Annotated in this window: 24 protein-coding genes and 1 pseudogene; 13 read left to right on the forward strand and 12 right to left on the reverse strand. The window is 50.7% G+C overall.

The genetic code is table 11. The features are described from left to right. Positions 1-50: 50 nt before the first annotated feature. A complete protein-coding gene (locus ACHZBS_RS15765; protein ID WP_319409090.1) occupies positions 51-230 on the forward strand; it encodes a hypothetical protein in 180 nt (59 codons plus the stop codon). Here ACHZBS_RS15765 and ACHZBS_RS15770 read toward each other — a convergent pair. After that, positions 191-1492, reverse strand: a complete 1302-nt coding sequence (locus ACHZBS_RS15770; protein ID WP_319407477.1) for an N-acetylmuramoyl-L-alanine amidase — start codon at positions 1490-1492, stop codon at positions 191-193. The genes ACHZBS_RS15765 and ACHZBS_RS15770 overlap by 40 nt on opposite strands. A 464-nt stretch (positions 1493-1956) precedes the next feature. On the opposite strand from ACHZBS_RS15770, the gene ACHZBS_RS15775 reads away from it, so the two are divergent. From ACHZBS_RS15775 to ACHZBS_RS15785, 3 genes are all read left to right on the forward strand, one after another. Further along, positions 1957-2196: a hypothetical protein gene (locus ACHZBS_RS15775; RefSeq protein WP_319407478.1), complete on the forward strand. Its 240-nt coding sequence runs from the start codon at positions 1957-1959 to the stop codon at positions 2194-2196. Positions 2197-3635: 1439 nt separating this feature from the next. Then, positions 3636-4517 (forward strand): alpha/beta hydrolase, encoded by an 882-nt coding sequence (locus ACHZBS_RS15780; protein ID WP_319407479.1) that lies wholly within the window; start codon positions 3636-3638, stop codon positions 4515-4517. A 61-nt stretch (positions 4518-4578) separates the two neighbouring features. After that, positions 4579-5001: a YbhB/YbcL family Raf kinase inhibitor-like protein gene (locus ACHZBS_RS15785; protein ID WP_319407480.1), complete on the forward strand. Its 423-nt coding sequence runs from the start codon at positions 4579-4581 to the stop codon at positions 4999-5001. A gap of 51 nt (positions 5002-5052) precedes the next feature. On the opposite strand, the gene ACHZBS_RS15790 is transcribed toward ACHZBS_RS15785, so the two are convergent. From ACHZBS_RS15790 to ACHZBS_RS15800, 3 genes are all read right to left on the reverse strand, one after another. Beyond that, positions 5053-5706 carry a TetR/AcrR family transcriptional regulator gene (locus ACHZBS_RS15790; protein ID WP_319407481.1) on the reverse strand — a complete coding sequence of 218 codons (654 nt, stop codon included), beginning with the start codon at positions 5704-5706 and terminating at the stop codon, positions 5053-5055. A gap of 528 nt (positions 5707-6234) precedes the next feature. Beyond that, on the reverse strand, positions 6235-6561 hold the full coding sequence (locus ACHZBS_RS15795; RefSeq protein ID WP_319407482.1) for a PilZ domain-containing protein: 327 nt from the start codon (positions 6559-6561) through the stop codon (positions 6235-6237). Next, entirely contained in the window at positions 6558-6842 is a 285-nt protein-coding gene (locus ACHZBS_RS15800) for an integration host factor subunit alpha (protein WP_319407483.1), read from the reverse strand. Before ACHZBS_RS15800 ends, ACHZBS_RS15795 begins: the two co-directional genes overlap by 4 nt. A 229-nt stretch (positions 6843-7071) precedes the next feature. Between ACHZBS_RS15800 and ACHZBS_RS15805 the strand changes: the two genes are divergently transcribed. The 7 genes and pseudogenes from ACHZBS_RS15805 to ACHZBS_RS15835 all read left to right on the forward strand — a co-directional run bounded on the left by ACHZBS_RS15805 (position 7072) and on the right by ACHZBS_RS15835 (position 12399). Further along, positions 7072-7488 carry an HNH endonuclease gene (locus ACHZBS_RS15805; protein WP_319407484.1) on the forward strand — a complete coding sequence of 139 codons (417 nt, stop codon included), beginning with the start codon at positions 7072-7074 and terminating at the stop codon, positions 7486-7488. 207 nt (positions 7489-7695) lie between these two features. After that, a complete protein-coding gene (locus ACHZBS_RS15810; RefSeq protein WP_319404994.1) occupies positions 7696-9444 on the forward strand; it encodes a transposase in 1749 nt (582 codons plus the stop codon). 57 nt (positions 9445-9501) lie between these two features. Then, entirely contained in the window at positions 9502-10200 is a 699-nt protein-coding gene (locus ACHZBS_RS15815) for a methyltransferase domain-containing protein (RefSeq protein WP_319407485.1), read from the forward strand. Between the two features lie 77 nt (positions 10201-10277). Continuing rightward, on the forward strand, positions 10278-10490 hold the full coding sequence (locus tag ACHZBS_RS15820) for a hypothetical protein (protein ID WP_319407486.1): 213 nt from the start codon (positions 10278-10280) through the stop codon (positions 10488-10490). Positions 10491-10677: 187 nt separating this feature from the next. Further along, positions 10678-11235 (forward strand): hypothetical protein, encoded by a 558-nt coding sequence (locus tag ACHZBS_RS15825; RefSeq protein ID WP_319407487.1) that lies wholly within the window; start codon positions 10678-10680, stop codon positions 11233-11235. Positions 11236-11369: 134 nt separating this feature from the next. Further along, positions 11370-11555: pseudogene (locus tag ACHZBS_RS15830) on the forward strand (histidine kinase dimerization/phospho-acceptor domain-containing protein); the annotation flags it as partial. Between the two features lie 271 nt (positions 11556-11826). Further along, entirely contained in the window at positions 11827-12399 is a 573-nt protein-coding gene (locus ACHZBS_RS15835; RefSeq protein WP_319407488.1) for an ATP-binding protein, read from the forward strand. A gap of 128 nt (positions 12400-12527) precedes the next feature. Here the strand turns inward: ACHZBS_RS15835 and murJ are convergent, their stop codons facing one another. Continuing rightward, a complete protein-coding gene (gene murJ, locus ACHZBS_RS15840; protein WP_319407489.1) occupies positions 12528-14090 on the reverse strand; it encodes a murein biosynthesis integral membrane protein MurJ in 1563 nt (520 codons plus the stop codon). Between the two features lie 527 nt (positions 14091-14617). Next, on the reverse strand, positions 14618-14959 hold the full coding sequence (locus tag ACHZBS_RS15845; protein WP_319407490.1) for a hypothetical protein: 342 nt from the start codon (positions 14957-14959) through the stop codon (positions 14618-14620). Positions 14960-15120: 161 nt separating this feature from the next. Between ACHZBS_RS15845 and ACHZBS_RS15850 the strand changes: the two genes are divergently transcribed. After that, positions 15121-15360 carry a hypothetical protein gene (locus ACHZBS_RS15850; RefSeq protein ID WP_319407491.1) on the forward strand — a complete coding sequence of 80 codons (240 nt, stop codon included), beginning with the start codon at positions 15121-15123 and terminating at the stop codon, positions 15358-15360. Between the two features lie 95 nt (positions 15361-15455). Here the strand turns inward: ACHZBS_RS15850 and ACHZBS_RS15855 are convergent, their stop codons facing one another. The 3 genes from ACHZBS_RS15855 to ACHZBS_RS15865 all read right to left on the reverse strand — a co-directional run bounded on the left by ACHZBS_RS15855 (position 15456) and on the right by ACHZBS_RS15865 (position 16790). Continuing rightward, the gene (locus tag ACHZBS_RS15855) at positions 15456-15566 is read right to left on the reverse strand and encodes a hypothetical protein (RefSeq protein ID WP_394707998.1); all 111 of its coding nucleotides are present in this window, start codon (positions 15564-15566) and stop codon (positions 15456-15458) included. A gap of 161 nt (positions 15567-15727) precedes the next feature. Next, a complete protein-coding gene (locus tag ACHZBS_RS15860; protein WP_319407492.1) occupies positions 15728-16069 on the reverse strand; it encodes a hypothetical protein in 342 nt (113 codons plus the stop codon). 457 nt (positions 16070-16526) lie between these two features. Next, complete coding sequence (locus ACHZBS_RS15865; RefSeq protein ID WP_319407493.1) at positions 16527-16790, reverse strand: hypothetical protein; 264 nt, start codon at positions 16788-16790, stop codon at positions 16527-16529. A gap of 222 nt (positions 16791-17012) precedes the next feature. On the opposite strand from ACHZBS_RS15865, the gene ACHZBS_RS15870 reads away from it, so the two are divergent. Beyond that, complete coding sequence (locus ACHZBS_RS15870) at positions 17013-17711, forward strand: spermidine synthase (protein WP_319407494.1); 699 nt, start codon at positions 17013-17015, stop codon at positions 17709-17711. A 180-nt stretch (positions 17712-17891) separates the two neighbouring features. Here the strand turns inward: ACHZBS_RS15870 and ACHZBS_RS15875 are convergent, their stop codons facing one another. The 3 genes from ACHZBS_RS15875 to ACHZBS_RS15885 form a co-directional block, all read right to left on the reverse strand. Continuing rightward, entirely contained in the window at positions 17892-18101 is a 210-nt protein-coding gene (locus ACHZBS_RS15875; protein WP_319407495.1) for a hypothetical protein, read from the reverse strand. 112 nt (positions 18102-18213) lie between these two features. Then, positions 18214-19302, reverse strand: coding sequence for a P1 family peptidase (locus tag ACHZBS_RS15880; protein ID WP_319407496.1), 1089 nt, complete (start codon positions 19300-19302; stop codon positions 18214-18216). A 63-nt stretch (positions 19303-19365) separates the two neighbouring features. Beyond that, entirely contained in the window at positions 19366-20388 is a 1023-nt protein-coding gene (locus ACHZBS_RS15885) for a type II asparaginase (RefSeq protein ID WP_319407497.1), read from the reverse strand. Positions 20389-21010: the final 622 nt, after the last annotated feature.

Below are 21010 nucleotides of genomic sequence, written 5' to 3' on the forward strand. Positions count from 1 at the left end.
ACGTCAAGATCTGCCATTGCCCGGCCTGCCAGAAACTGCACTGTGCACCGATGCAGCGGGCTGCCATCTTTCACAAGCATGACGTAAGGACCACCGCTGGAATTGAGCATATGCGGCTCTCCAACAGCGAACGCCAGAAGTATGAGCAAACCCTTCCGTGCGAAGTCAGCTGCGGGCACTGCGGTATGGGTTACAAAGCTGCGGGAACAAAGACGAGCGTGCCGGCCTGAAGGCGGCTGAAATCCTCGATCCTGCTGCCGCCCAAAAGCTCTTTGGAAGGCAGGTAGTAGATGGTTTGGGGATCCTTGAATCTGGCGCCGGCGATGCGGTAAGCCGACCGGTCCTTGCTCACCGGGAAGGGCCCATTGTAACCGATAATCAGGCGGGTGCTCACCGGCAGATCGTCCCAGTCGGATATCATCGATCCATTCTTGATCCGTCCGGAGGGAAGGAAATAGATGGTGGTGTGATGATTGTAGGATCTGCCCGCCAAGGACCACGCCGTGATGCCGTCGGCAATGGTTTTCACGGGCCCGTCGTCCTTCAATTCGGCCAGGCTGCCGCTTTGGTTGAGAAGGACAACCGTTTTGGCCGGGATGCGGTTCCATCCGACCTGTTCGGTGATCTGATCGCCGGTGAATACCCGGCCGTCCGGGAATTGATATACCGTCGCGCTGCTGTCAAAGTCCTCTCCGGCGATCAACCAGGCGGTGTTGTGTTTGGAGATGAGGTTGGTTTCCTCGACCGCGCTGGCTATAGCCCGGGGGCCGGGGCTGTAGAACACTTCCGCCAGCTGAGCGTCGGCCACGAGCCGCCCGGCGCGTACGTCAGGGTCGTAATGCCAGGTGGGCCCCAAGCCTGCTTTGGCCCTGTCGAAATTCTTGGCGCAGCGTTTGCGACCGCGATGGTCGCGCTTGTGCCAGCGATTGGGCCGGCCGAAGGCGACCTGGCTGTGGGTCAGCACCGCCCGGTCGTCCAGACCGTATGCGTCCTGCAGGATGCGGAGCAACAGGCCGATTGATCGATATTGCTTGTCGGTGATGGGTGCGTAATGGTAGCCGACCAGTTCGATGCCGATAGACATCTGGCTGAGATCGGACCGGCCGTCCCACATGCTGGTGCCGGCGTGGTCGGCAGTCCACTTCTTGTCCAGGATGCGGTAGGTGCTTCCGTCGCGGGCAATCACATAGTGCGTATGGCCGCCGTCGGTACGCCGGCCGTTGCGAAACTGCTTGCCCTTTGAAACGACGCGCAACGTGGTGTCGAGGCCGAGTTCCGATGTGTGGACGATGAGGTAGCGGGTATACTTACGTTCGATCTTCTTGTATTCGGGGTTCAGCCGCGGTCGGTAATCGATGATCGTACGCTGAAACCGGTCGCGCTCCGCCATTGAAAAAGCAGTCAAGGGGGACGGCGCAGTCAGGCCGATGGCGAGGCAGCAAAGCGCAGCCAGCAGTAACCGTTTTCTAAAATCCAAGCGCAACCATTGCATAGCCACGCATCTATACGAACCGACCGACCCGGTTGTCAACCTTCGTCATTAGGGACATGTTGTTTCAATGGGGATGTTTCTTGATCGGAAGGGACGGAATCTTGCTGTTCCCCCCGGTTATCGTCTAAAACCTTGGGGATTCAGGGACGGGCAAGATTTTATGCGTTCCAGTAAAAAAGGGATTCGGTGTCATTCTTTACAAATTGTTCAAATAGCAGAATAGTGTGGATCAGAATGGGTGCAGCAGGAATTCGGGGCGGCTCTCATCACAAAATAAAGACATTGCTTATCGTTTGGGAGATAGCTTCGTCAAGATCTGCCTGGCGGATCAAATATGATTTTCAGTGACATCCGAACCGAAAGCCATGGCGGCGAAAAAGCCAATAATTATGTCATTTTAAGTCATGTTAAAACATTAGTAACCATTTGTAAAAATAATCAAAAACCTGGTTTCGAACCCCACTGTGATCACCAAAGAAAATCAAGGGGCTATTCGCATTAACGATTTGCCCCTTTTTCCTTGGTTGCGGCTGGTTGCGGTCATTATCTTGGTCATCCAGCCCATCTACTTTGCTCTTGTTCCTGCCTGGAATCCAGTGGTAGCCTATCAGCGTAAACAGGTTTTACAGGCCAAAGGCATCGATAGGGGTTCCGTGGCCCGATATATTGGCGATATTTTAAACGTCGAGAAAAAGCGGATCTGAGCAACAGGCAAAAACCGGTTGACAGTATAAGCCTCAAGTCTCTTTTGTTACTGGTGCGTTGACCTGCTTGGCGTGCGCATGTCATCGTTTGCCGGCAATTGGGACTGTCGTTTACACCTGTCAGCCAAGCTGAGGGGAATAATGGGGACGGGGGAATAATGGGGACGTCTATGCTTTCATACTTCTCCTATCGATCAGTTCGAATCGGGAAACAATGGGGTCGCATCTTAACTATTAATTGTTGAAGGTAAAAAACAGGTTCTGGTTTGAGGGCAGCGGGTCGTCTATTAACTCATAAATAAACATTTCAAACCGTCCAGAGGAAAACTTATCAGCTCTTAAACGCTTACTATCCCGTTAAGGCAAGGTTTCAGACATGAGAAAATGCACCGGAAACAACACCCAGGAATGGGGACCCGAGGCAATTTTCGATGTTACATGCAGGAATTGCGGAAACCCGGTAGAATTTTTCAAGGATGAAATCACCCGGTATTGTCCCCATTGCCGGCAGACCGTTTACAATGACCGGAAAGATTATGGCTGCGGGCAGTGGTGTTCGGCTGCGTCATCCCATACGAGAAATTTTTGCCCTAAATTCAAGAGATCCAAAGACCGGTTTCTCGGCCACTTCACCGCATGAGGGAGCCGGGGCCGCTGTTTACAAATTATACAAACTATCTCGATGTAGGGGAGGATCATTATTTTTGGATATAGATACGGATTGATATCTTGACAAGATCGAACATGCTTTCTATAAGCAAAAGTACAACTGACCGGAAACAGCCTGACTGCATTACAAAAATGCTTTCTTTCCTCTAACTAACACAAGCAATCCATAAATAACCAAGGCCAAGAAGGCACGCGGGCAAAAGTCCGTTCACTTCCTGGCCTTTTCTATCTTGGGATCTCGATTGAGGCAGACCGTACCATCGTTTGCCAATTTTCAGCAACACGACTGAAATTTTAAGTTTTTTCCAACCTGCCCACTATTTGCGCCCAGGCGAAAAGAGGGAACATTGAATAATATTCTGGAAAAACGCATTTCTTCGCGTCATCTTGTCGAGGGGCCGATAACCCTGCATTTTAACATTGGGACACCCGAGGAGATCCGTGCCAATGTAATCAATTGCAGCGAAGAAGGCATTTGCTTTTTTTCAAGGAAACGGCTTAGCCGTGGTGTTACATTTTTATTCAAATCCCTGAATTGTAAATACTTATGTTCTTGCAGGGACAGAAAGGAATGCCTTTTGCGGTCCATCAGTTTCATCACTGTCAAGTGGTGCAGGGAAGAATCGCAAGATGGCGCGCCCGTCTTCATAACGGGAGCTGCATATACGGAGACTCAATGATATGGCATGATGAAAGGGATACATACGAAAGTTTCCGATGGTTCCGGTTTCCCTATGTGGCGGCCGGACTGAAACAGGGAGATGAAAGATATGTTGAAACAAATTCAAGCCGGCGTTCTCGAGGTCGCTTATTTCGAAGATGGCCCGTCAACCGGCACGCCGGTGGTGTTACTGCACGGATTTCCCTATGACGTGCACGCGTATGACCAGGTGCGGCCGTTTTTGGCTTTCGAGGGATGCCGGGTCATCACCCCTTATCTGCGCGGATATGGGCCTACCCGGTTTCTCTCCGCGGATACCCCACGTTCCGGCCAGCAGGCGGCGCTTGCCCACGATCTGCTCGCGCTCCTGGATGCGCTGGAAATTCCAAGCGCCGTACTTGTCGGGTATGACTGGGGCGGACGCGCCGCGTGCATCGTGGCCGCGCTATGGCCGGATCGGGTGCGCGCTCTCGCATCGGTCGGCGGCTATAATATCCAGGACATTCCGGGCGCTGCCATCCCTCAGAGGCCCGAGGACGAATATCGCTACTGGTATCAGTATTATTTTCATACAGAACGCGGCCGGACAGGCCTGGCCAAGTACCGTCGCGAGTTCTGCCGGCTCCTATGGCGGCTGTGGTCGCCCACATGGAAATTTTCCGATGAGACTTTTGACCGGACGGTAGTATCCTTCGACAACCCGGATTTCGTTGACGTGGTCATCCATTCCTACCGGCATCGTTATGGACTGATGCCGGGGGATCCGTCTGTGGAAGGAACCGAACAGCTCCTGATCCTGCAGCCGGCAATCTCCGTGCCGTCAATCGCCATTGATGGCGGCGACGATGGCGTTGCCCTTTCGGGAGGCTCTGCCCGGCATCATCGTTTCTTCACAGGCAAGTATGAACGTCTGGTAATTCCCGATGTTGGCCACAACCCGCCCCAGGAAGCGCCACGGGATTTTGCCGACGCCGTTTTGTCGCTGATATGAGAAGAGAAACATCGGGGTCAGGTCTCCACATTTGACATTAGGGTGCAAAAATAACAGCCTTATGAAAATCACCTTATTCCTATTACTATCAACCCTGCCATTGCTGATTTTCTGTACTTGCACCAACGACCACAAAAACGCCGCCCAAATGACCGTGGATTTCGAATGGGAGCAGATCGATAAAGGTTCCCAGGAGAATCCGGAAATCCGGCTGACCGGTGTCCCAGAAGGCGCCAAACGCTTTCTTGTCAGCATGGTCGACCTCAACCTCAAAGGGTTCGATCATGGCAGCGGGTACGCGGACAATGACGGTTCCGGCATCATCGCCCGGGGTGCCCTAAAGGGTAACTATAACGGGCCTGATCCCCCTTTCCCCGATATGAAACACAGTTATGAAATCAGCGTGATGGCGCTGGATGATAAAGGAAATGTGATCGGTTTTGGCAAAAATGCGAAGGTATTTCTTTTCTATGATACGAAATAGGATCAATAAATTCTATATGATATCTGAGATAGCTACAATACCGATCCGACCTTATTTCTGAACGCGATCATATTTTGGTGACTGTAGACCTCTGATAAAGATTTCAAAGGCCAACCCAAAGTTTGTTCGAACAAGGTCCTCGCTATCATTGAGGACCTTTTTAGTTTCTTCTCTCAAGATTACCCCTGAAAAAATACCCCAGAGGATATCGGCCAGAGCTATAGGATGGTAATTGGTTATGGCGTCTTCATTCATGCCTTTCTTCAGAATCCCTACTATTTTACTGAGATTTTTTCTGGCCAGGTCCTTAATTTCTGCCAGCAGTTCAAGGGAGATATGATGCAAGATTTCACTGGACTGGAGGCTAAACATGTTAATAAGAACCGGCGCGTCAAAATCGTATACATCCAGCAAGGCATTTTTAAGGCTTTCCAATCTTTCATCGGAGGATGAATTTGCCTCTTTGTTTATATGCTCCAACCGGATCAACAGATATTGAAGAATCCTTATCGAAAGTGAGGCGTACAGCTCTTCTTTATTTTTGAAATAAAGGTAAAGGGTTCCGGCACTCAATTCTGCTTCCTTGGCAATATCCTCCATTGTTGCGCGCCCGTACCCCTTTTCTATAATCACTCGCCTGGCCGCAATCATAATCTGCTGACGGCGCCTGTCTTTCTCCCGTTCTTTTCGTTGCTGGATTCCCATGGGCTCCTCAATTTACGACGATCAGGTTAATGGAATTCAAATTATTTTGTGACCTGGTTGTGATCTTCCAAAAGCAATATCTTAGGTTTCCAATCGACGAATATCTATAATTTGCAGGTTTCATTCTCCGTGGCCGCCACCACAACGAAATCAGGTGCAGCAGAATATTTAAGGTAAGCGATGGTCTTAATTCGGTCAATGATCGAATTTTTCTCCTCGGCGTTAATTTCGCCTTTGCCAACATTTTGCCGAGAATTTTGGTGATATAGGCGAGCCTCTTTCAGTCAAATTTGATCCTAACGTCGCTGTTGCACGCCGCCTTTTCTCCGGCGTCCACGGCGTTCATGTTCAACAGTTTGGGTTCGGTAATCACGGCTCATTTTCTTTTGGGTGAGAGAGCAACACAGGGTCATAAATGGAACAAAAAATGATTTTCCAGTGATCACACTTCCAAAATATATGGGATGTACGGATTATTCTCGGAGAAGAGAGTCCTTCAATCGGTTATCCTGGATGTATGTTTATGATTTATCGATCGATCTCATGGACTATTTCCGGGGGTTGGCCGTCTTTAGATTCCAAGGCATCAATGCGCTCATCGAAGGCCACTGCGAACCCGTCGGAATCAACGCGAACCACCTTTCCGGCTACCTGAACGGTATTGTCAAATTGAAACAACGGGAATTCGAGTTTGATCGATTGCCCGTCGGCAATCTTCCGGGTTGTCCTGATTAACAGGCCATCAGCACCGATGTTTTTGATCACATCCCGGTGAGTTCCCTCTTTGACGGTATACTCGGCGACAATGTAGGCAGTGCGGCGTGAATGTCTGGGGCGATTCGGTTTGAGAGTCATTTCCCATTCACCTTCCCCCGCAACATTCCGGAGCATTTGAACGTCACCACCCGTCTTGCCGGCAGGATTGCATCTTCACCCGTGGCTGGATTCCGGCCTTTTCGCTCATTCTTGTCTTTCACGGAAAATTTCCCGAACCCGGAAACCAAGACATCGTCACCGGATGACAGGGTGGATTTGATGATCTCAAGAAGGGATTCAGTAATCTCAACGGATTTGTTTTTGGGAAAGCCAAGCTGGGTCTGAAGCTGTCCAATGATGTCGTGTTTCGTCAAGGCCATGGGTGGAACTCCGTTTCAGTAATGGTCGAAGGGGGTAGGTTGATACATTCCATTGATCGCACCAATCCCTTGTTGTGTCAAGGAGTTGGTATCCCTTGACAATCTTAATTTTTGGAGATATGTCCCAGAATACCTACCCAAATGAATAGCCCGAACATCGAACCTTTAAAAATTAAAACCACATCTGCCATGCGTAAAAAGATAATCCTACTGATACGGGAGCGGGAGCATGAAACTCAAAAGGGTAAAAGATCCGGGTTTAAACCAACAGCTTTCAGGCGTTGATGCGGCCATTGCGGGCATAATGTTGCCCGAGGAGGTGCCAGACGGCCTTGTTTGCTGGGAGGGTGCGAAAAGTACGATCTGTGTAAATAAATATGAAAGAGATCCGAAAGCGAAATCTCAGTGTGTCCAAATTCATGGTCTGGATTGCAAAGTCTGCGGCGTCAATTTCGAGGAGATCTATGGATGGATAGGGAAGTATTATATCCATGTTCACCAATTAATACCAATAACCTCGATTAATGAATCCTACCAAATAGATCCTCTGAAAGACCTTGTACCTGTGTGCCCAAATTGTCATGCAATGCTCCACGAACGGAATCCACCTTTCACAGTAGACGAATTGAAGGAATTGATGCCGTGATCTGTCCCTTCTGCCGACAATCCGAGATATGCAACGCCGTCCCACGGTTCAGTGTTGGGCGTCTTATCAATATTGATGGACCGGTAAAAACTCTTATCAACCTATCCAACTGAAAATATTGTTAAAATACAAAAACAGACATTGCCTTCTCCAACCTGATATGATATGAAATGTATCATATTTACAGCACGTTAACATGGAGAAGACATGATTCGTATTAAGAACCACAAACAACGACAACTGTTCGATCCGTGGCGTCATTTAAGTCCAAAACGGCGTAAAATGCTTGAGGAGGACTGGCCAGGTCTTTTTCGGGAACATCTGCTGGAGGAACTTCCCGTCGATCAGATGCTGCCGCATTTTACGGATGGCATCGGAAGACCCAGCAAGGAACTATACACCGTGCTGGGTGTGCTTCTTCTCCAGCAGACCATGGATCTGACCGACAAGGCCGCCATCGAACAGCTTGCATTCAATATCCAGTGGCATTACGCCCTTAACATCCCGGAAGAGAGCGATGATGCCAAAACCATCAGTGAAAAGACCCTTTACTCAATGCGCCAGGTGATGATCGATAATCATCTTGACGAGACCATGTTTGATGCCATCGCCGACAAACTGGCCGTGGTGTTCGGTGTCGATACCAAAGACCAGCGCATCGATTCGGTGCACATCAAATCCAATATGCGCAGGCTCGGACGGATCAGTATTTTCAGCCAGACGATCTTTAAATTTCTGGTCAACCTCAAACGCCATCATCGGATGCTTTTCGATGCCATCGATGAGAAGGTCATCGCGCGCTATTGGGGGAAAAAAGCCCTGGCCGCCTTTTCCATGATCAAGCCATCAGGATCCGAGAAGACACTGAAAACCGTCAGCACCGACTTGTTCGATCTCATCGAGCAGTTCAAGGATCAGCCACAGGTTTGTTCCATGCACAGCTACAAACTGATGCAACGGGTGCTGGCCGAGCAGTGTAGCCTGAGCAGCGATACTGACGGCAGCAAGGTGACCGTCAAAAAGCCCGCCGATATACCGGCTGATTCGTTACAGAACCCCTCGGACCCGGATGCTACCTACAGTGGACACAAGGGGCAGGGATATCAGGTTCAGGTCATGGAGACTTTTGACCGCGGTGAAGACAACGCCGAGAAGCAGCAGCGGTTGAATCTGATCACCCACGTGAATGTACAAACGGCCTGTGAGCACGACGCCCACGCGTTGGCCCCAGCCATCGCTGACACCCGGGTGCGGGGTGTTGGCCCCAAGAAATTGCTGGCCGACACGCTTTACGGCAGTGACACCAATGATCGGATTGCCCAAGTAGCAACGGTTGAACTGGTTGCCCCGACGCATAAGGGCCGCAGTAAAGAAGATCTGTTGAGCCAATTTCGTTTCAACAAAAAAGGCCTGGTTACCCAATGCCCTGCCGGATATCGTCCAGAGAATACGTCACCAAAAACGAAACGATCCAACTTCGGCGCCGGTTTTGACCTGCAACGCTGTCTGGCCTGCCCCATGTTGCCCCAATGTCCGGTAAAGCCCGGCAAGAAGAAGGCGTATCTTCGCTACAGCGAAAAGCGCTACCGTCTGGCAAAACGGCGAGCGCTGGAAGCCAGTGCAGCGTTCATTGATGACTATCGCTGGCGGGCCGGCGTGGAAGCAACCATGAGTGAGTTCGATCGACGAACCGGAGTAAAGAAACTCAGGGTCCGGGGGATGCCGGCCGTGCGGTTTTACGCCAGAATGAAGGCCACCGGCTTAAACATCCTTCGCGCAGGAGCCGCCCGCAAGGCCAGAAGAAAGGCCTGGGCGGCCAATGGTGCCTATATTGGCCATGTGGATACCTTTATCCATGCTGTCAAAGAGCGAATCCAACGATTTATAGAAGATCTTGGATCTGTTTTTCTCAATCCGACTCAGGCCGCCGATAGTTATCGAAATATGGCGGCGTGAGTTTTTACGGGTCCATCAATATTATTCGTCAAGACTTTATCCTCCTATAGCTGCCCGATGCTCAATCCGACAAGGATTGAAATCACCGCCCAAACCAAGGCCTTTATTGGCGGCGCAAAAGGAACAATTGCTGTGATCATTGCTACGAATTCAGGATATCAAAAGAAAGCAGGCACTCCTTGTAGAGGGAAATTTACAGAAGGCCTTCTGGACTGCGAACAGATATTTCGGACACTGAATATAAAGCCCGGGCTGACTATACTTGATGCAGGTTGCGGCAATGGGTATATGTCTAAACGGTTTTCAAATCAGGTTGCCCCCTCCGGGAAAGTGTATGCGATAGACCGTGATCAATACTTTATAAAAAGCCTCCACAATGAAACCCGGGAAACCCATATCGTAGCCATGCAGGCAGATATAACCGGGCCAACGCTGCTAAATGAATCATCCGTTGATATTATTTACATATCGACCGTGGTACACATCTTTTCCAAACCGCAAATGCAGGGCTTTTTACGAGAAGTCAAACGTCTTTTGAAGCTAGATGCGTTATTGGCGATCGTTGAAATTGAAAAAAAAGAGACTCCGTTTGGCCCGCCCTTGAAACAAAGATATTCGGCTGAAGAGTTAAAGGAAATAGTTCCACTTGTGCCGATAGATACGGTAAAGGTGGGAGAACACTTTTACATGCAGATTTTCCAAAACAAAGAGAATCAGGAAACAACCAGGATATGTTATCGCGCCAAGAATCTGTGACGGGAAGATAACGGCCCACGCGGAATTGTTCTGAAACTGCATCTCATTCTGGATGGTAAGCTGCCGAGGAAATAGACGTGACCGTGGACAATATTGTGCTTCAGTCGGCCGGTTCATTATCCGTTGCCTTACTGGCGCTGGTAATGGTGATTTTCCAATCTATCTTACTCTTCAAAAAGAATAGATTCATTCTTTATGGTTGGAGCATGGGAATTTCCTTTTCGGCGATGCTCTACGCCATTGGAATATTTTTCGAATACAATTCCCCGCCAGGACCGGTTAATCAATGAGCAGGTCGGCTGGAATGGACGGTGATTGTTCTCTTGATTTTTATACGGATTTACATTTGCCAACTTTAAAATTGATGCCAAACGCTATCACCACGTTGCCGGTTTATTCCATCTTATCCTGCTGTTTCTGATCTGGCGGACCGACCTCCTGGTAGCTGATCGATTTGTCACCCGCCACTTCCTGGGATTGGCACAGCCCTATTTTGAACCTGCGTTAGGCCCACTTGGGCTCTACTTTGTTCTGTACGGTTTCTCGGCAAGCCTGTGTGCGGTTGTGATATGGCTTCGACACAGAGATTCTTGCAAGCGCTATAAACTATCTTTTCTTTCAGGAATTGTACTCTGGACGCTGCTTGGCTTCCATGACGGCATGGTCGCTCTCGGTATGACGGCATTCCAGTACCTTATGGAATATGAATTTCTTGCTTTCTCAGTTATTGTGCTGTGGATTGTTTCAGACAGGTTTTATGCAATGTTGTCGGAAGATAAGTATCGCACGGTTACAAAGTTTCTTAATGAGGGCATCCTCGTGGTTCAGAACGGAATAGCAGTCTTTGAAAATCCTGCCTGTCAGTCTCTGATTGGCCAATCGGTTATTGGTTGTAAGGTTGAAGACTTCTCAGCCAAGATCGCCAAAAACGATAAAGAAACCTTTTTGCGGTTTTACGATTCGTTAATGAATTCCGGAAATCCTGAAAAATCGACCACCGTGCGTATCGAAAAGGACGATGGAAAGGAATCGTAATTGAAATCAACGCTAACGCGATTCACTATAAGGGCGGTACCGCTTTTCTGGCAGTCTTGAGGGACATATCGGACCGTATTCGCGAGGAGAAAGCACGCAAGGAAAATGAGGAAAAGGTTGCCCGTCTGAAAAAAATGGAATCTCTTGGATTGCTAGCCGGCGGTGTTGCTCATGATCTGAACAATGTGTTTTCGGGAATCGTTAGTTATCCCGAGCTGATTCTCATGGACTTGCCTGAAGATAGCAAGCTTAGACAGCCGATCCTCACGATCCAGGAGTCCGGGCAGCGGGCGGCAGCCATCGTCAGTGAATTGCTTACCGTCGCCAGGGGTGCGGCCATTGAAAAAGAGGTGATGAATCTCAACCGGATCGTAGAAGCCTACGTGAGATCCCCGGAGTACAAGAAGCTATTGATGTTCCATCCGAAGGTCAGGGTAGAAACGGACCTGGAAACCCAACTGCTCAATATCAAAGGGTCTCCCATGCATTTTTGGCAAGGCCCTCATGAATCTGGTATCCAACGGCGCATAGGCGATCGAAGGCCGTGGACGGGTTGTCGTTTCAACGGCAAACCGTTATTTGGACCGCCCCGTGAAAGGCTATGGAACCATTTCCGAGGGAGAATATGCTGTTTTGACTGTGTTGGACAATGGCCCGGGAATGGAACAGGAAACGATCGATCGGATTTTCGAACCCTTTTATACAAAAAGGGTCATGGGCCGAAGCGGCACCGGCCTTGGCCTGACATTGGTATGGAATGTAATCCAGGACCACGGCGCCTATATCGACATAATCAGCAATGACCAGGGTACATGCTTTGAAATCTATTGCCATACCACCCGTGAGATGCCTGCAGGCAGGGTATACTCACTTCAAATGAATAACCTTTTTGGGCAAGGTGAACGAGTCCTTGTTGTTGACGATGTTAAAAGCCAGCGGGAAATCACCTGTCAAATTCTGGATAAGTTGGGTTATTCAACTGATTCCGTATCGTCCGGTGAAGCGGCAATTGAATATGTCAGGAAACATGGCGGCGTTGATCTGTTACTTCTCGATATGGTCATGGACCCCGGGATAAACGGTCGAGAAACCTATGATCAAATAAAAGAAATCCATCCTGATCAAAAAGCGATCATTTTTAAGCGGCTTCGCCGAAACCGATGAGGTCAAAAAGGCACTCAAAGCGGGCGCCGTCAGATATATTAAAAAACCCCTTGTTATTAAAGAGTTGGGGCAAGCCATAAAAGGCGTGTTATATTGAACCAATGAAAATGGTGCGATTGAACCTCATTTTATTCGTCACTGGTTTTTCCGGATAATTTCAAAGATGCGGCGCGACTGAACACATATTGGATAGCCTCGATTTTAAAGATCCAGCCCCACAATCCGGTTAAAATAATAAAGACCCCCGAAACGATGCTGATCACTGCCAGGTTGGTAATCAGGGTCTGGCTGCTGCCGAGGCTTATTTGAAGCGCGCCGTGCACCAGCCAGAGTATTGCGCCGATAACCAGTGCGCCAAGGGCCGAATTCAGATAGGCACGATAAACGCCGATGGCGGCCTTATTGTTGCTGCGCCGGTTCCAGACTGAAAACAGAAAAAGGGTCTGGAGGATGGCGGAGGCTGAGATAGCCAGCCCAACCCCGGCAACGCCCATCATTTTCAACCCGACCCAGTATATCGGCAGGCTCAGAACCACGGCAATCGTACCAAAAACCGCCGGTAAAAGGGTGTTTTGAGTTGCATAAAAACCGCGATTGACCACGGTTTGGGAGATAAAGGCAATCGCCCCGACCATCAGACAGGACAACGTCAAGGCCGTCATTTTCGTATCTTCAGGGGAAAATTGACCCCGCTCAAAAAGCACGTAGACGATTTCATGCCTAAGCACGGCGACCAAAATGGATACGGGGATGACGATGGATAGATAGCGCAATATTTTGTTGATGATATCATTCAACTCTGACAGACGCCCCTGAACGGCCAACTGCGCCATATAGGGATAGGAGGCTACTCCCACGGCCTGTCCGAAGAAGCCGACCAGCATCAGCATGACACGCATGGCATAATCGATCCATGCAATGGCTCCCGCAGACAGGAAGCTGCCGAAGAATTTTGAAAACAGCTCCGTCGAGAACACCATGGTGAGTCCGACCATCAGGGGTAGGGTCAATATGACATAGCGCCTGATGTCCGGGTGGGTGAAGTCAATGACGGGCCGGAATTTTATGCCAATTCGAAAGGCACCGATAATTTGGATCACAAAGCTGCCTATCATTGCACCCGCCAGCGCGCCCCAGCAAAAACCTTCCACACCCAACCGGCGGCCGAGCAACCACCCGCCGGAAATGATGCCAAGATTGTAAATCAAAGGTGCCAGGGCCGGAAATAAAAAGCGCTTCTTTGCATATTGCACCGCCATCAGCATCCCCCCGGCGAAGAAGAAGAATTGGGCCGGCAGGGTAATACGGGTCATTTTTACGGCCAGAGCGATAAATTGAGGGTCCTGGCGTCCCGGGGCCAATAAGGGTACCACGATGGGGGCCACTACCATTCCCATCACGATAAGCACAATGAGAAGGGCGCCAAATACTGTCGAGATATTTGAAAAGGTTCGCCATCCATGGTTTTCCTCCCCGTCGGCCAGATAACGGGAGAAAATGGGAATGAAGGTGACCGATAAAAATCCGCTGGCCAGAATGTGATTGAGTATTTCGGGCAACACGAAAGCGACGCGATAGGCATCGACTTCCGTTCCGGCGCCTGCCAACGCGGCAAGCACCATCTCTCTGGCGATGCCGGTGACGCGGCTCAGGAAAATGCTGGCCATCATGATAATGGTGGCTATACCCATTTTACTGAACTCACCTGACTTGAGATGATTCATTTTAACCCTTTGGCTGAAAGATCCGCCGATTTAGAGGGGATATGCCCCGAGGAAACAGCTGCTTGTCCCCTGCTGCGCTGCAAGATACCCCTTCAGGTACCAATTCTTCCACTTTATCTCAATCGAATTGATTCACTCTGCACACTGCCATGAAAACGAAATGGGGTTGATCCGATCTCTTTAATTTGCCATATTGACAAATATTTTGAATTATAAGATAGTTTTTTATCCGATCTGAATGCGCTTTTCTGCTAAAGCCGGTTTCAATTCATCGCTAAAGCTGCATCTAATCCTACATTATTACGGTAAATTCTCTTTTTTAAGAACGGCCAAGACGTTCTTTTTTTCGATTTCATTGGTGTTAATATTAATTATCCAAAATGATAAGAAAAAATGCCATTAAACCGTAAAAAGGAAAACTTGCTTAAATATTTTTGGAAAGAAATTTTGGCGAGTTGATAAAGCAAGAAAAAAACGAAAGCCTTAAGACGAATTTAAAGGTTTTTGAAAATGCCGAACCTCATTTTCAATATCCGGCAGGCTAAAATATCTTGAATGGGGGGGCTGATATGAAACGAGTTGTTTTCGTAATGATTGCATTGTTTTTTCTTTTCCCCCGATTTGTCGAAGCGATTGACTGTCGGGTGCTTGCCGTTACTGAGTCCTATGGCATAGGTGGCAGCGTTGACTATGCCGCCGTGGCGGTCACATGCCCAGATAACGGTGAGGGTGTCGGGTTTTATCACTACGCCGGGGGATATCAATGGGAGATCGGTGATTTGATCACCATTGACGCCATCCGGGTGGGAGAGATGATTCCCGTGGAAGTGGTCCATCCTGGGGAATCTAATGCCGAATCACGATATATTAACATTTATAGGATATGGGATTTTAACATAAAGGGTGATTAATTATAATACGTTGCGGATTGATAGAGCGTGAAAAAATACGGTTTCTGCCGGACATCCAACAAAAAAACGTGTAGGGAGGTTGGCTTATGAACGAAAATAGTACGATTCCGGAAACCGCCGTGGATCCTGTTTGCGGCAAGACCTTCGATCCGCGCAAGATCCAATTTACCTCCACGGATGAGAAAGGCACTCATTTTTTCTGCTCGGACGTGTGCCGGCGCCGATTCGAGGATGCGGACACTAAAACGAAAAAGGGGTTCTGGGCGAGATATACCGATCGTCTGAAAAAAACCCACTGCACGCAGACACCCCCCGAGTGCCGGTGATCGGCTGGATGAGTAAAGGGAAATAGGGGACGCCAAATCGCGTTATCCCACGAGAGGATGGGGGAAACGCATACTCCACGCCTATCACGAATGGATCACTCAGGCCGCCGGTTAATATCCCCATCATAGGTAAGACCGGCGCCCAATCCGATGAACATGACATTGTCACCGGACTTCAGTATGCCTCTCTTCAACAGCTCGTCCAAAGCGATCGTTGATGCCTCCAGAACCGGAACCGACGTGCTCAGGTCATCACCTGCTTTGACCCACTACCTTGTGTCTATCCAGAAACGATCTGTTTACCAGATATTCAAGAAACAGAAATTCTGAGTGGATGTTCACGAATCCCGAAGCCGGGGGGCTGGGGTTATTCCTGCGGCAGAATTTTAAGCTGTTCGGCCAGCGTCCAGAAATACAACGTGACTGGCTGGGCGTTTTCATCCAGTATGCTCAATTTAACCTTGGCGATGTTTTCGTCAAAGGCCACCACTTCGACCCGGACATCCCTCGGCGAAAGAAAGACTTTTTCGGAATTCAGTAGCTTCCGTGCCGCGGCGCGGTTTTGGCTATTAATAAAATTCTGATATTCCTTGATCGACGATTGAAACGCCGAGACGAACGAGTATGCAGGGATGACAGCCGCTTGGTTGGCAAAGACCGGCATTTCGGAAAGAATCAGGGTGGCAAGAAAAAAAATGGCGATTTTCATGGTCATTGATAACACTCCCATTTTCCCGCAATAAGACCCTTGTGTGTTTACGCGGAATGTTGAATTGGCTGGATGAATATATCGGCATTTTCGATGAAATATAAAGGAGCGATCCTGATAATTGGTTTGCTGCCGTTCCAGATAGGAAATTCCCTATACCCATAGGGCCGCTGCCGGTTTCAGCCAATTGCACCCCACTGATCCGGTCGACACTCCGGAGGCGTATCGAAAAAATTGGTGGATTGAAATCAAGCTGACTGCCCGCTGATGGGGGCGGGAAACCGCGATATACCACCGGCCGACCATTCCTTTGGAATTTCAGGGTAATTCTTGGCGATTCCAAAGTCGTGCTGTCCCTTGCAAGAGAGCGTTTTGTTCGCAGCGATGAACGCAAATGGCCTGGATGTGGGAAAGCAATCGCCGGGGACAGTTGCCCCCGGCGATTGAAGTTGACATCTTACTGGAGGAATCTATTCAGCTTGCAGAATTCTCCCTGCATTTCTAAAAGTTTACCCTGCATTAGCGTACCAATGACGGCCAGCCGGCCATGCACATTGCCGGATTTATCCAGTATCCTGTCGATTTCCGCTTGGTAGACCCGCAGGTGAGGGTGACGCTCCAGATAGCGTTCGCGATTTGCCAGAGCCTCCTGTAGGCGTCTGTTTGACGTGGCGGGCCGCTGGCATGGCGCGTGGTGGCCTTTATTGAGATGATTTTGCATGCCTCCACCTCCGATAGGTTGAATCCACTTATTTTTCAGTGTCAGCTTATATTATCTTAAACACTATTCAGATCGTGGTCCACCGCTTACCGTCCGGATTTGAAAAATTTTTTCTTAATTAAGAACGCCATTGACAGGTATCGGTGGGGATTTAAGATGGCCATCGCGTGTAATTTCGAGTATGGAAGGTCGAGTAAAACCTGCAGAAAGGTGATCAAACCTATGGCGCGTCCCTGGCAAACCATTGAACAGATTTCCACCGAAGAGGGCCTCCTTGAGCTGCGAAAGCGCGGGGAGCGCGATTTTCTAATTACTGTGGGTGGCCACGTGTTGATGAACAGCATGGTCAATCGCTCCGAGGTGGCCCTGGGGCAGCTCGCCTGCGGGCACCTGAAGCAATCGATCCGGCCGCTGGTGCTGGTAGGGGGGCTGGGCATGGGCTTTACGCTCAAGGCGGTACTCGACATCCTGCCAGCCACGGGGCGCATTGTGGTGGCCGAATTAAATCCGGTGGTGCTGGCGTGGTGCCGGGGGCCTCTGGCGGCGCTGACGAACCATGCCGTGGCAGACGAACGGGTCAACGTTGAAATTGCCGATGTCGCCCAATTGATCCGCCGCTATGCGAAAGCGGATATGCTGGAAAAATTCGATGCCGTCATCCTGGATCTGTATACCGGTCCCTATGTCCGCAGCCACAAACGCGACGATCCGCTCTACGGAAGCATCGCCATCAAAACGACCCGGGCGGCCCTCAAGCCGGGCGGGGTCTTCGCCGTGTGGGGTGAAGATTACGACGCCGGATTTGCCAAGCGCCTGGCAGCGGCCGGCTTTGTGTCATCCCGTCACCGGTCGGGTCGGGGCGGGTCCGGGCATGTGGTTTACCTGGGTAGGAAAAAAACGGGAGCATTTAGGGTGGTTTAATTGGGTAATTCGGTTTTTGGAAAGCCCGGGTTGCCTGCCGCGTGTCCCGAGATGTCGCAAGCGGGTGGAAGAAGTTTACCGATATTGATAGGCTTGATATTGCACCGCTGATATCCTGGTCTTATCATTATCTTGAAACCCTGCAGAGCAGGGAACCACGGGTAACTGAAGGTTATTCATCTACCCTCCTCCCAGGGCAAGCCTGGATACGGGTTTGCCCGCCTTATTTATCACGTCGACATGATCAGCCCTGATTGCGTCAAGGATTTGAACAATCGAAGCGGTGGTGGTGACGCTAAGCTGGGCCCGGCTGAATTGTGCAAACCAGACGATCGATAAAAAAATCAGGGCGGTTACCAAAGCGAACAGCCGCTTGTCGGTTTTTTCCATTGGGTGTCTCCACAATATTCGCAATCTTTTCGAATAAAGCCATACAAGTTTTATGCCATTTTGATTATCCAGACAAGGGAGGGTTCAAGCGGTCTTGCGGGTGTGTTTCCCCTCAAGCCGTTTTCCCGGCACCGCCGCCCAACATGTCCAGCACCCGGTCCAACGGGATGGCTTCGCCGACAAATCCATTATTTCCATTGATGGTCGCGGCGGTGAACAGCGAGTTCAGGATGGCCTCTTCCGTCGCTTCGATGGCCGCCTGGAAGAGCGGCGAAATCAATTCATTGGGCAGATTCGCAATAGCAGACAGGGCTTGGCGCCGTTCCGGGGTGCGGCGAACGTCATCTGCCACGGAAAAGGCGATGGCATAGTCCCCGGACCCGTTGACGAACGAAGCGCCGGTGCGCGCCAGACCGAACAGGGCGCGCCGGGCCAGCCGCGACAGGTTCCGATCCGACAGGGGAGCATCGGTTGCCAGAATGATCATGATCGAGCCGTCTGCATCCCCACGGCTTAACACGTCCTTGAGATAATACCGGCCCAGGGCCCGGCCTACCGGTACGCCCAGGATTTGGAGGACACCGCCGAAATTGGACTGCACCAGCACGCCCACCGAATATCCTCCCAGGAGATTCGGAATGACCCGCGAACTGGTGCCGATGCCTCCTTTCCAGCCGAAGGCCATGGTCCCGGTGCCCGCTCCCACGCTTCCCTCGTCGACTGGTCCGCCGGTCGCCTCATCGATTGCCCGGCGAAACATGTCGGGCGTCAGTACACGATATCGAATGTTGTTCAACCGGCCGTCATTGGTTTCGCCCACCACCGGGTTGACGGTTGTCACCGCCTCATTTCCAGGAAGCGCCAGCACCCAGTCGAGAATGGCCTCGGCAGCCCGGGGCACGCACAGGGTGTTGGTCAGCACGATGGGTGTTTCGATCTCACCCAGTTCGCGGATCTGGGTGCTTCCCGTCAATTTGCCATACCCGTTGCCGACGGCAATGCCGGCCGGCACTTTGCGTTGGTAGACGTTTTCCCGATGCGGCAGAATCGCCGTAGCTCCGGTGCGTATATCGTCTCCTTCGATCACGGTGACGTGCCCGACCTCGACGGGATGCACGTCGGTGATGGCATTGAGCGGCCCTGTTGGCAAAATGCCGGGGGCAATGCCCAGTTCCCTGGCTCGTTTTCTCACGGATTCCATATGTACTCGATTCAGGAGCGGCGGTCTGACCTTTTTCTGCAAGCGATCGGGCCGACCGGCGGATCAGTAATCATAAAACAGCTGCTGGATTTCACCTAAACTGCGCTTTTTCAACAGCGCCAGCATCAGCAGGATGCGGGCCTTGGCCGGGTTGTGTTCGTCAGAGGCGATAAAGTGCATACGATCATCATCGATCTCCACGTTTCGACCCACTTTTCCGGTGGGTACGCGCGAACTGCGGACGATAAATATGCCCTTTTGGGCTGCCCGGGCAGCGCGTTGGATGGTTGCCGCGTTCATGTTGCCATTGCCATCGCCGGCAATCACAAGTCCCCTGGCACCTCTTTCCATGGAACCGTCGATGAGGTCGGCCGGCATATCGGCACAGGCGTAAATGATATCCACGCGGGGCAGCGATGTGATCCCTTCCACGGAGAATTGACTTTTATGGGTGTGTTTACGAAACGGCCTGCGGAAATACTCGGTTTTACCGTAATTGACTGTTCCGATCAGGCCATTGATGGGAGAAATGAAGGTCTCCACTGAGGTCGTATTGGTTTTGGTCAGCGAATGAGCACCATGGATCCGATCATTCATCACCACGAGCGTGCCGCGCCCGACGGCATCCGGATCGGCGGCGACGGCAACGGCATTGTAAAGATTGAGCGGCCCATCGGCACTGACAGCGGTGGATGGGCGCATGGCCCCGGTCATGACTACCGGCTTTTTGCTTTTTACGGTAAGGTTGAGAAAATGGGCGGTTTCTTCCATGGTGTCCGTCCCGTGAGTGACGACCACGCCGTCGACTTCATCGGTACCCAACAGGGTATTGATCCGGTTGGCCAGTGCGATCATGATGGCAAAGGTGATGTCCTGGGATCCCACATTGGCCACCTGCTCGCCGCGGACGCGGGCAATAGCGGTCATACCGGGCACCGCACCGATCATGGCATCGACGGTCACCCGGCCTGACGTGTAGCCTGCCTGGGTCGCGGATTCGGCCGAACCGGCGATGGTGCCGCCCGTGGCGAGAATCATCACACGGGGAAGTTGGTCCGGTCGGGGCCGGATTCTCTTTGCTTGCATGGATTTGCCCTGCCGTGTTCCGATATGTGGTTGTTTGCGGGCCATTCGATTTATTGAAATTATTCGTAACACCAATAGGTTAGTCGATTCGAACAGTATAGGCGATCCACGGAAAACCTCAAGGGAAAAATCGCGTTGAGGGCCATTATTCTCCGGTGGTCTGCCGGTATGCGAAGCAGAAGGGGGCCTTGTCCGTGAAAATATCCAGTTTACGCGGTCCCTCGAGAAAAGCCAGGGATCGGTCAAAGTGGCCTTTTTCGCGGATCTATCGTTTTGTGCCGCCAATCCCTCGAGGCTGATTTGAAAATAAAGGGGTCGGTCAATTTTCAGGAGTCGCTGCATGTGGTCGGTTCACCGGTTGCGGATACCGGTTTTTGGGTTCAGGTGGGTCCGACGAGGGGAACGGCCGGGAAAGATGAGTGACGGCAATCTTGTCTTTGACAAGATTCATTGCCATCTGCTATAGATTATTGGAAAAATCAGCTCCGCGGGGGCTTGTTTACTTCTTTATTCAGATCCGGGGTCGTTTGTTGACAACGTTTCGACAGGCAATGAGCGGGTAGCCTTTCGTTGATATCCGGCCATCGGTACGATACCTTTTTAAAATAGAGGATGCGACAAC

The sequence above is a fragment of the uncultured Desulfosarcina sp. genome, from assembly GCF_963664155.2.
GTDB lineage: Bacteria > Desulfobacterota > Desulfobacteria > Desulfobacterales > Desulfosarcinaceae > Desulfosarcina.

Coding starts and splice junctions, on each gene's coding strand:
- ACHZBS_RS15765 (WP_319409090.1), top strand. CDS start 51: ATGCAGCGGGCTGCCATCTTTCACAAGCATGACGTAAGGACCACCGCT.
- ACHZBS_RS15770 (WP_319407477.1), bottom strand. CDS start 1,492: ATGCAATGGTTGCGCTTGGATTTTAGAAAACGGTTACTGCTGGCTGCG.
- ACHZBS_RS15780 (WP_319407479.1), top strand. CDS start 3,636: ATGTTGAAACAAATTCAAGCCGGCGTTCTCGAGGTCGCTTATTTCGAA.
- ACHZBS_RS15785 (WP_319407480.1), top strand. CDS start 4,579: ATGAAAATCACCTTATTCCTATTACTATCAACCCTGCCATTGCTGATT.
- ACHZBS_RS15790 (WP_319407481.1), bottom strand. CDS start 5,706: ATGGGAATCCAGCAACGAAAAGAACGGGAGAAAGACAGGCGCCGTCAG.
- ACHZBS_RS15795 (WP_319407482.1), bottom strand. CDS start 6,561: ATGACTCTCAAACCGAATCGCCCCAGACATTCACGCCGCACTGCCTAC.
- ACHZBS_RS15800 (WP_319407483.1), bottom strand. CDS start 6,842: ATGGCCTTGACGAAACACGACATCATTGGACAGCTTCAGACCCAGCTT.
- ACHZBS_RS15805 (WP_319407484.1), top strand. CDS start 7,072: ATGAAACTCAAAAGGGTAAAAGATCCGGGTTTAAACCAACAGCTTTCA.
- ACHZBS_RS15810 (WP_319404994.1), top strand. CDS start 7,696: ATGATTCGTATTAAGAACCACAAACAACGACAACTGTTCGATCCGTGG.
- ACHZBS_RS15815 (WP_319407485.1), top strand. CDS start 9,502: ATGCTCAATCCGACAAGGATTGAAATCACCGCCCAAACCAAGGCCTTT.
- murJ (WP_319407489.1), bottom strand. CDS start 14,090: ATGGGTATAGCCACCATTATCATGATGGCCAGCATTTTCCTGAGCCGC.
- ACHZBS_RS15845 (WP_319407490.1), bottom strand. CDS start 14,959: ATGGACCACTTCCACGGGAATCATCTCTCCCACCCGGATGGCGTCAAT.
- ACHZBS_RS15850 (WP_319407491.1), top strand. CDS start 15,121: ATGAACGAAAATAGTACGATTCCGGAAACCGCCGTGGATCCTGTTTGC.
- ACHZBS_RS15860 (WP_319407492.1), bottom strand. CDS start 16,069: ATGAAAATCGCCATTTTTTTTCTTGCCACCCTGATTCTTTCCGAAATG.
- ACHZBS_RS15865 (WP_319407493.1), bottom strand. CDS start 16,790: ATGCAAAATCATCTCAATAAAGGCCACCACGCGCCATGCCAGCGGCCC.
- ACHZBS_RS15870 (WP_319407494.1), top strand. CDS start 17,013: ATGGCGCGTCCCTGGCAAACCATTGAACAGATTTCCACCGAAGAGGGC.
- ACHZBS_RS15875 (WP_319407495.1), bottom strand. CDS start 18,101: ATGGAAAAAACCGACAAGCGGCTGTTCGCTTTGGTAACCGCCCTGATT.
- ACHZBS_RS15880 (WP_319407496.1), bottom strand. CDS start 19,302: ATGGAATCCGTGAGAAAACGAGCCAGGGAACTGGGCATTGCCCCCGGC.
- ACHZBS_RS15885 (WP_319407497.1), bottom strand. CDS start 20,388: ATGCAAGCAAAGAGAATCCGGCCCCGACCGGACCAACTTCCCCGTGTG.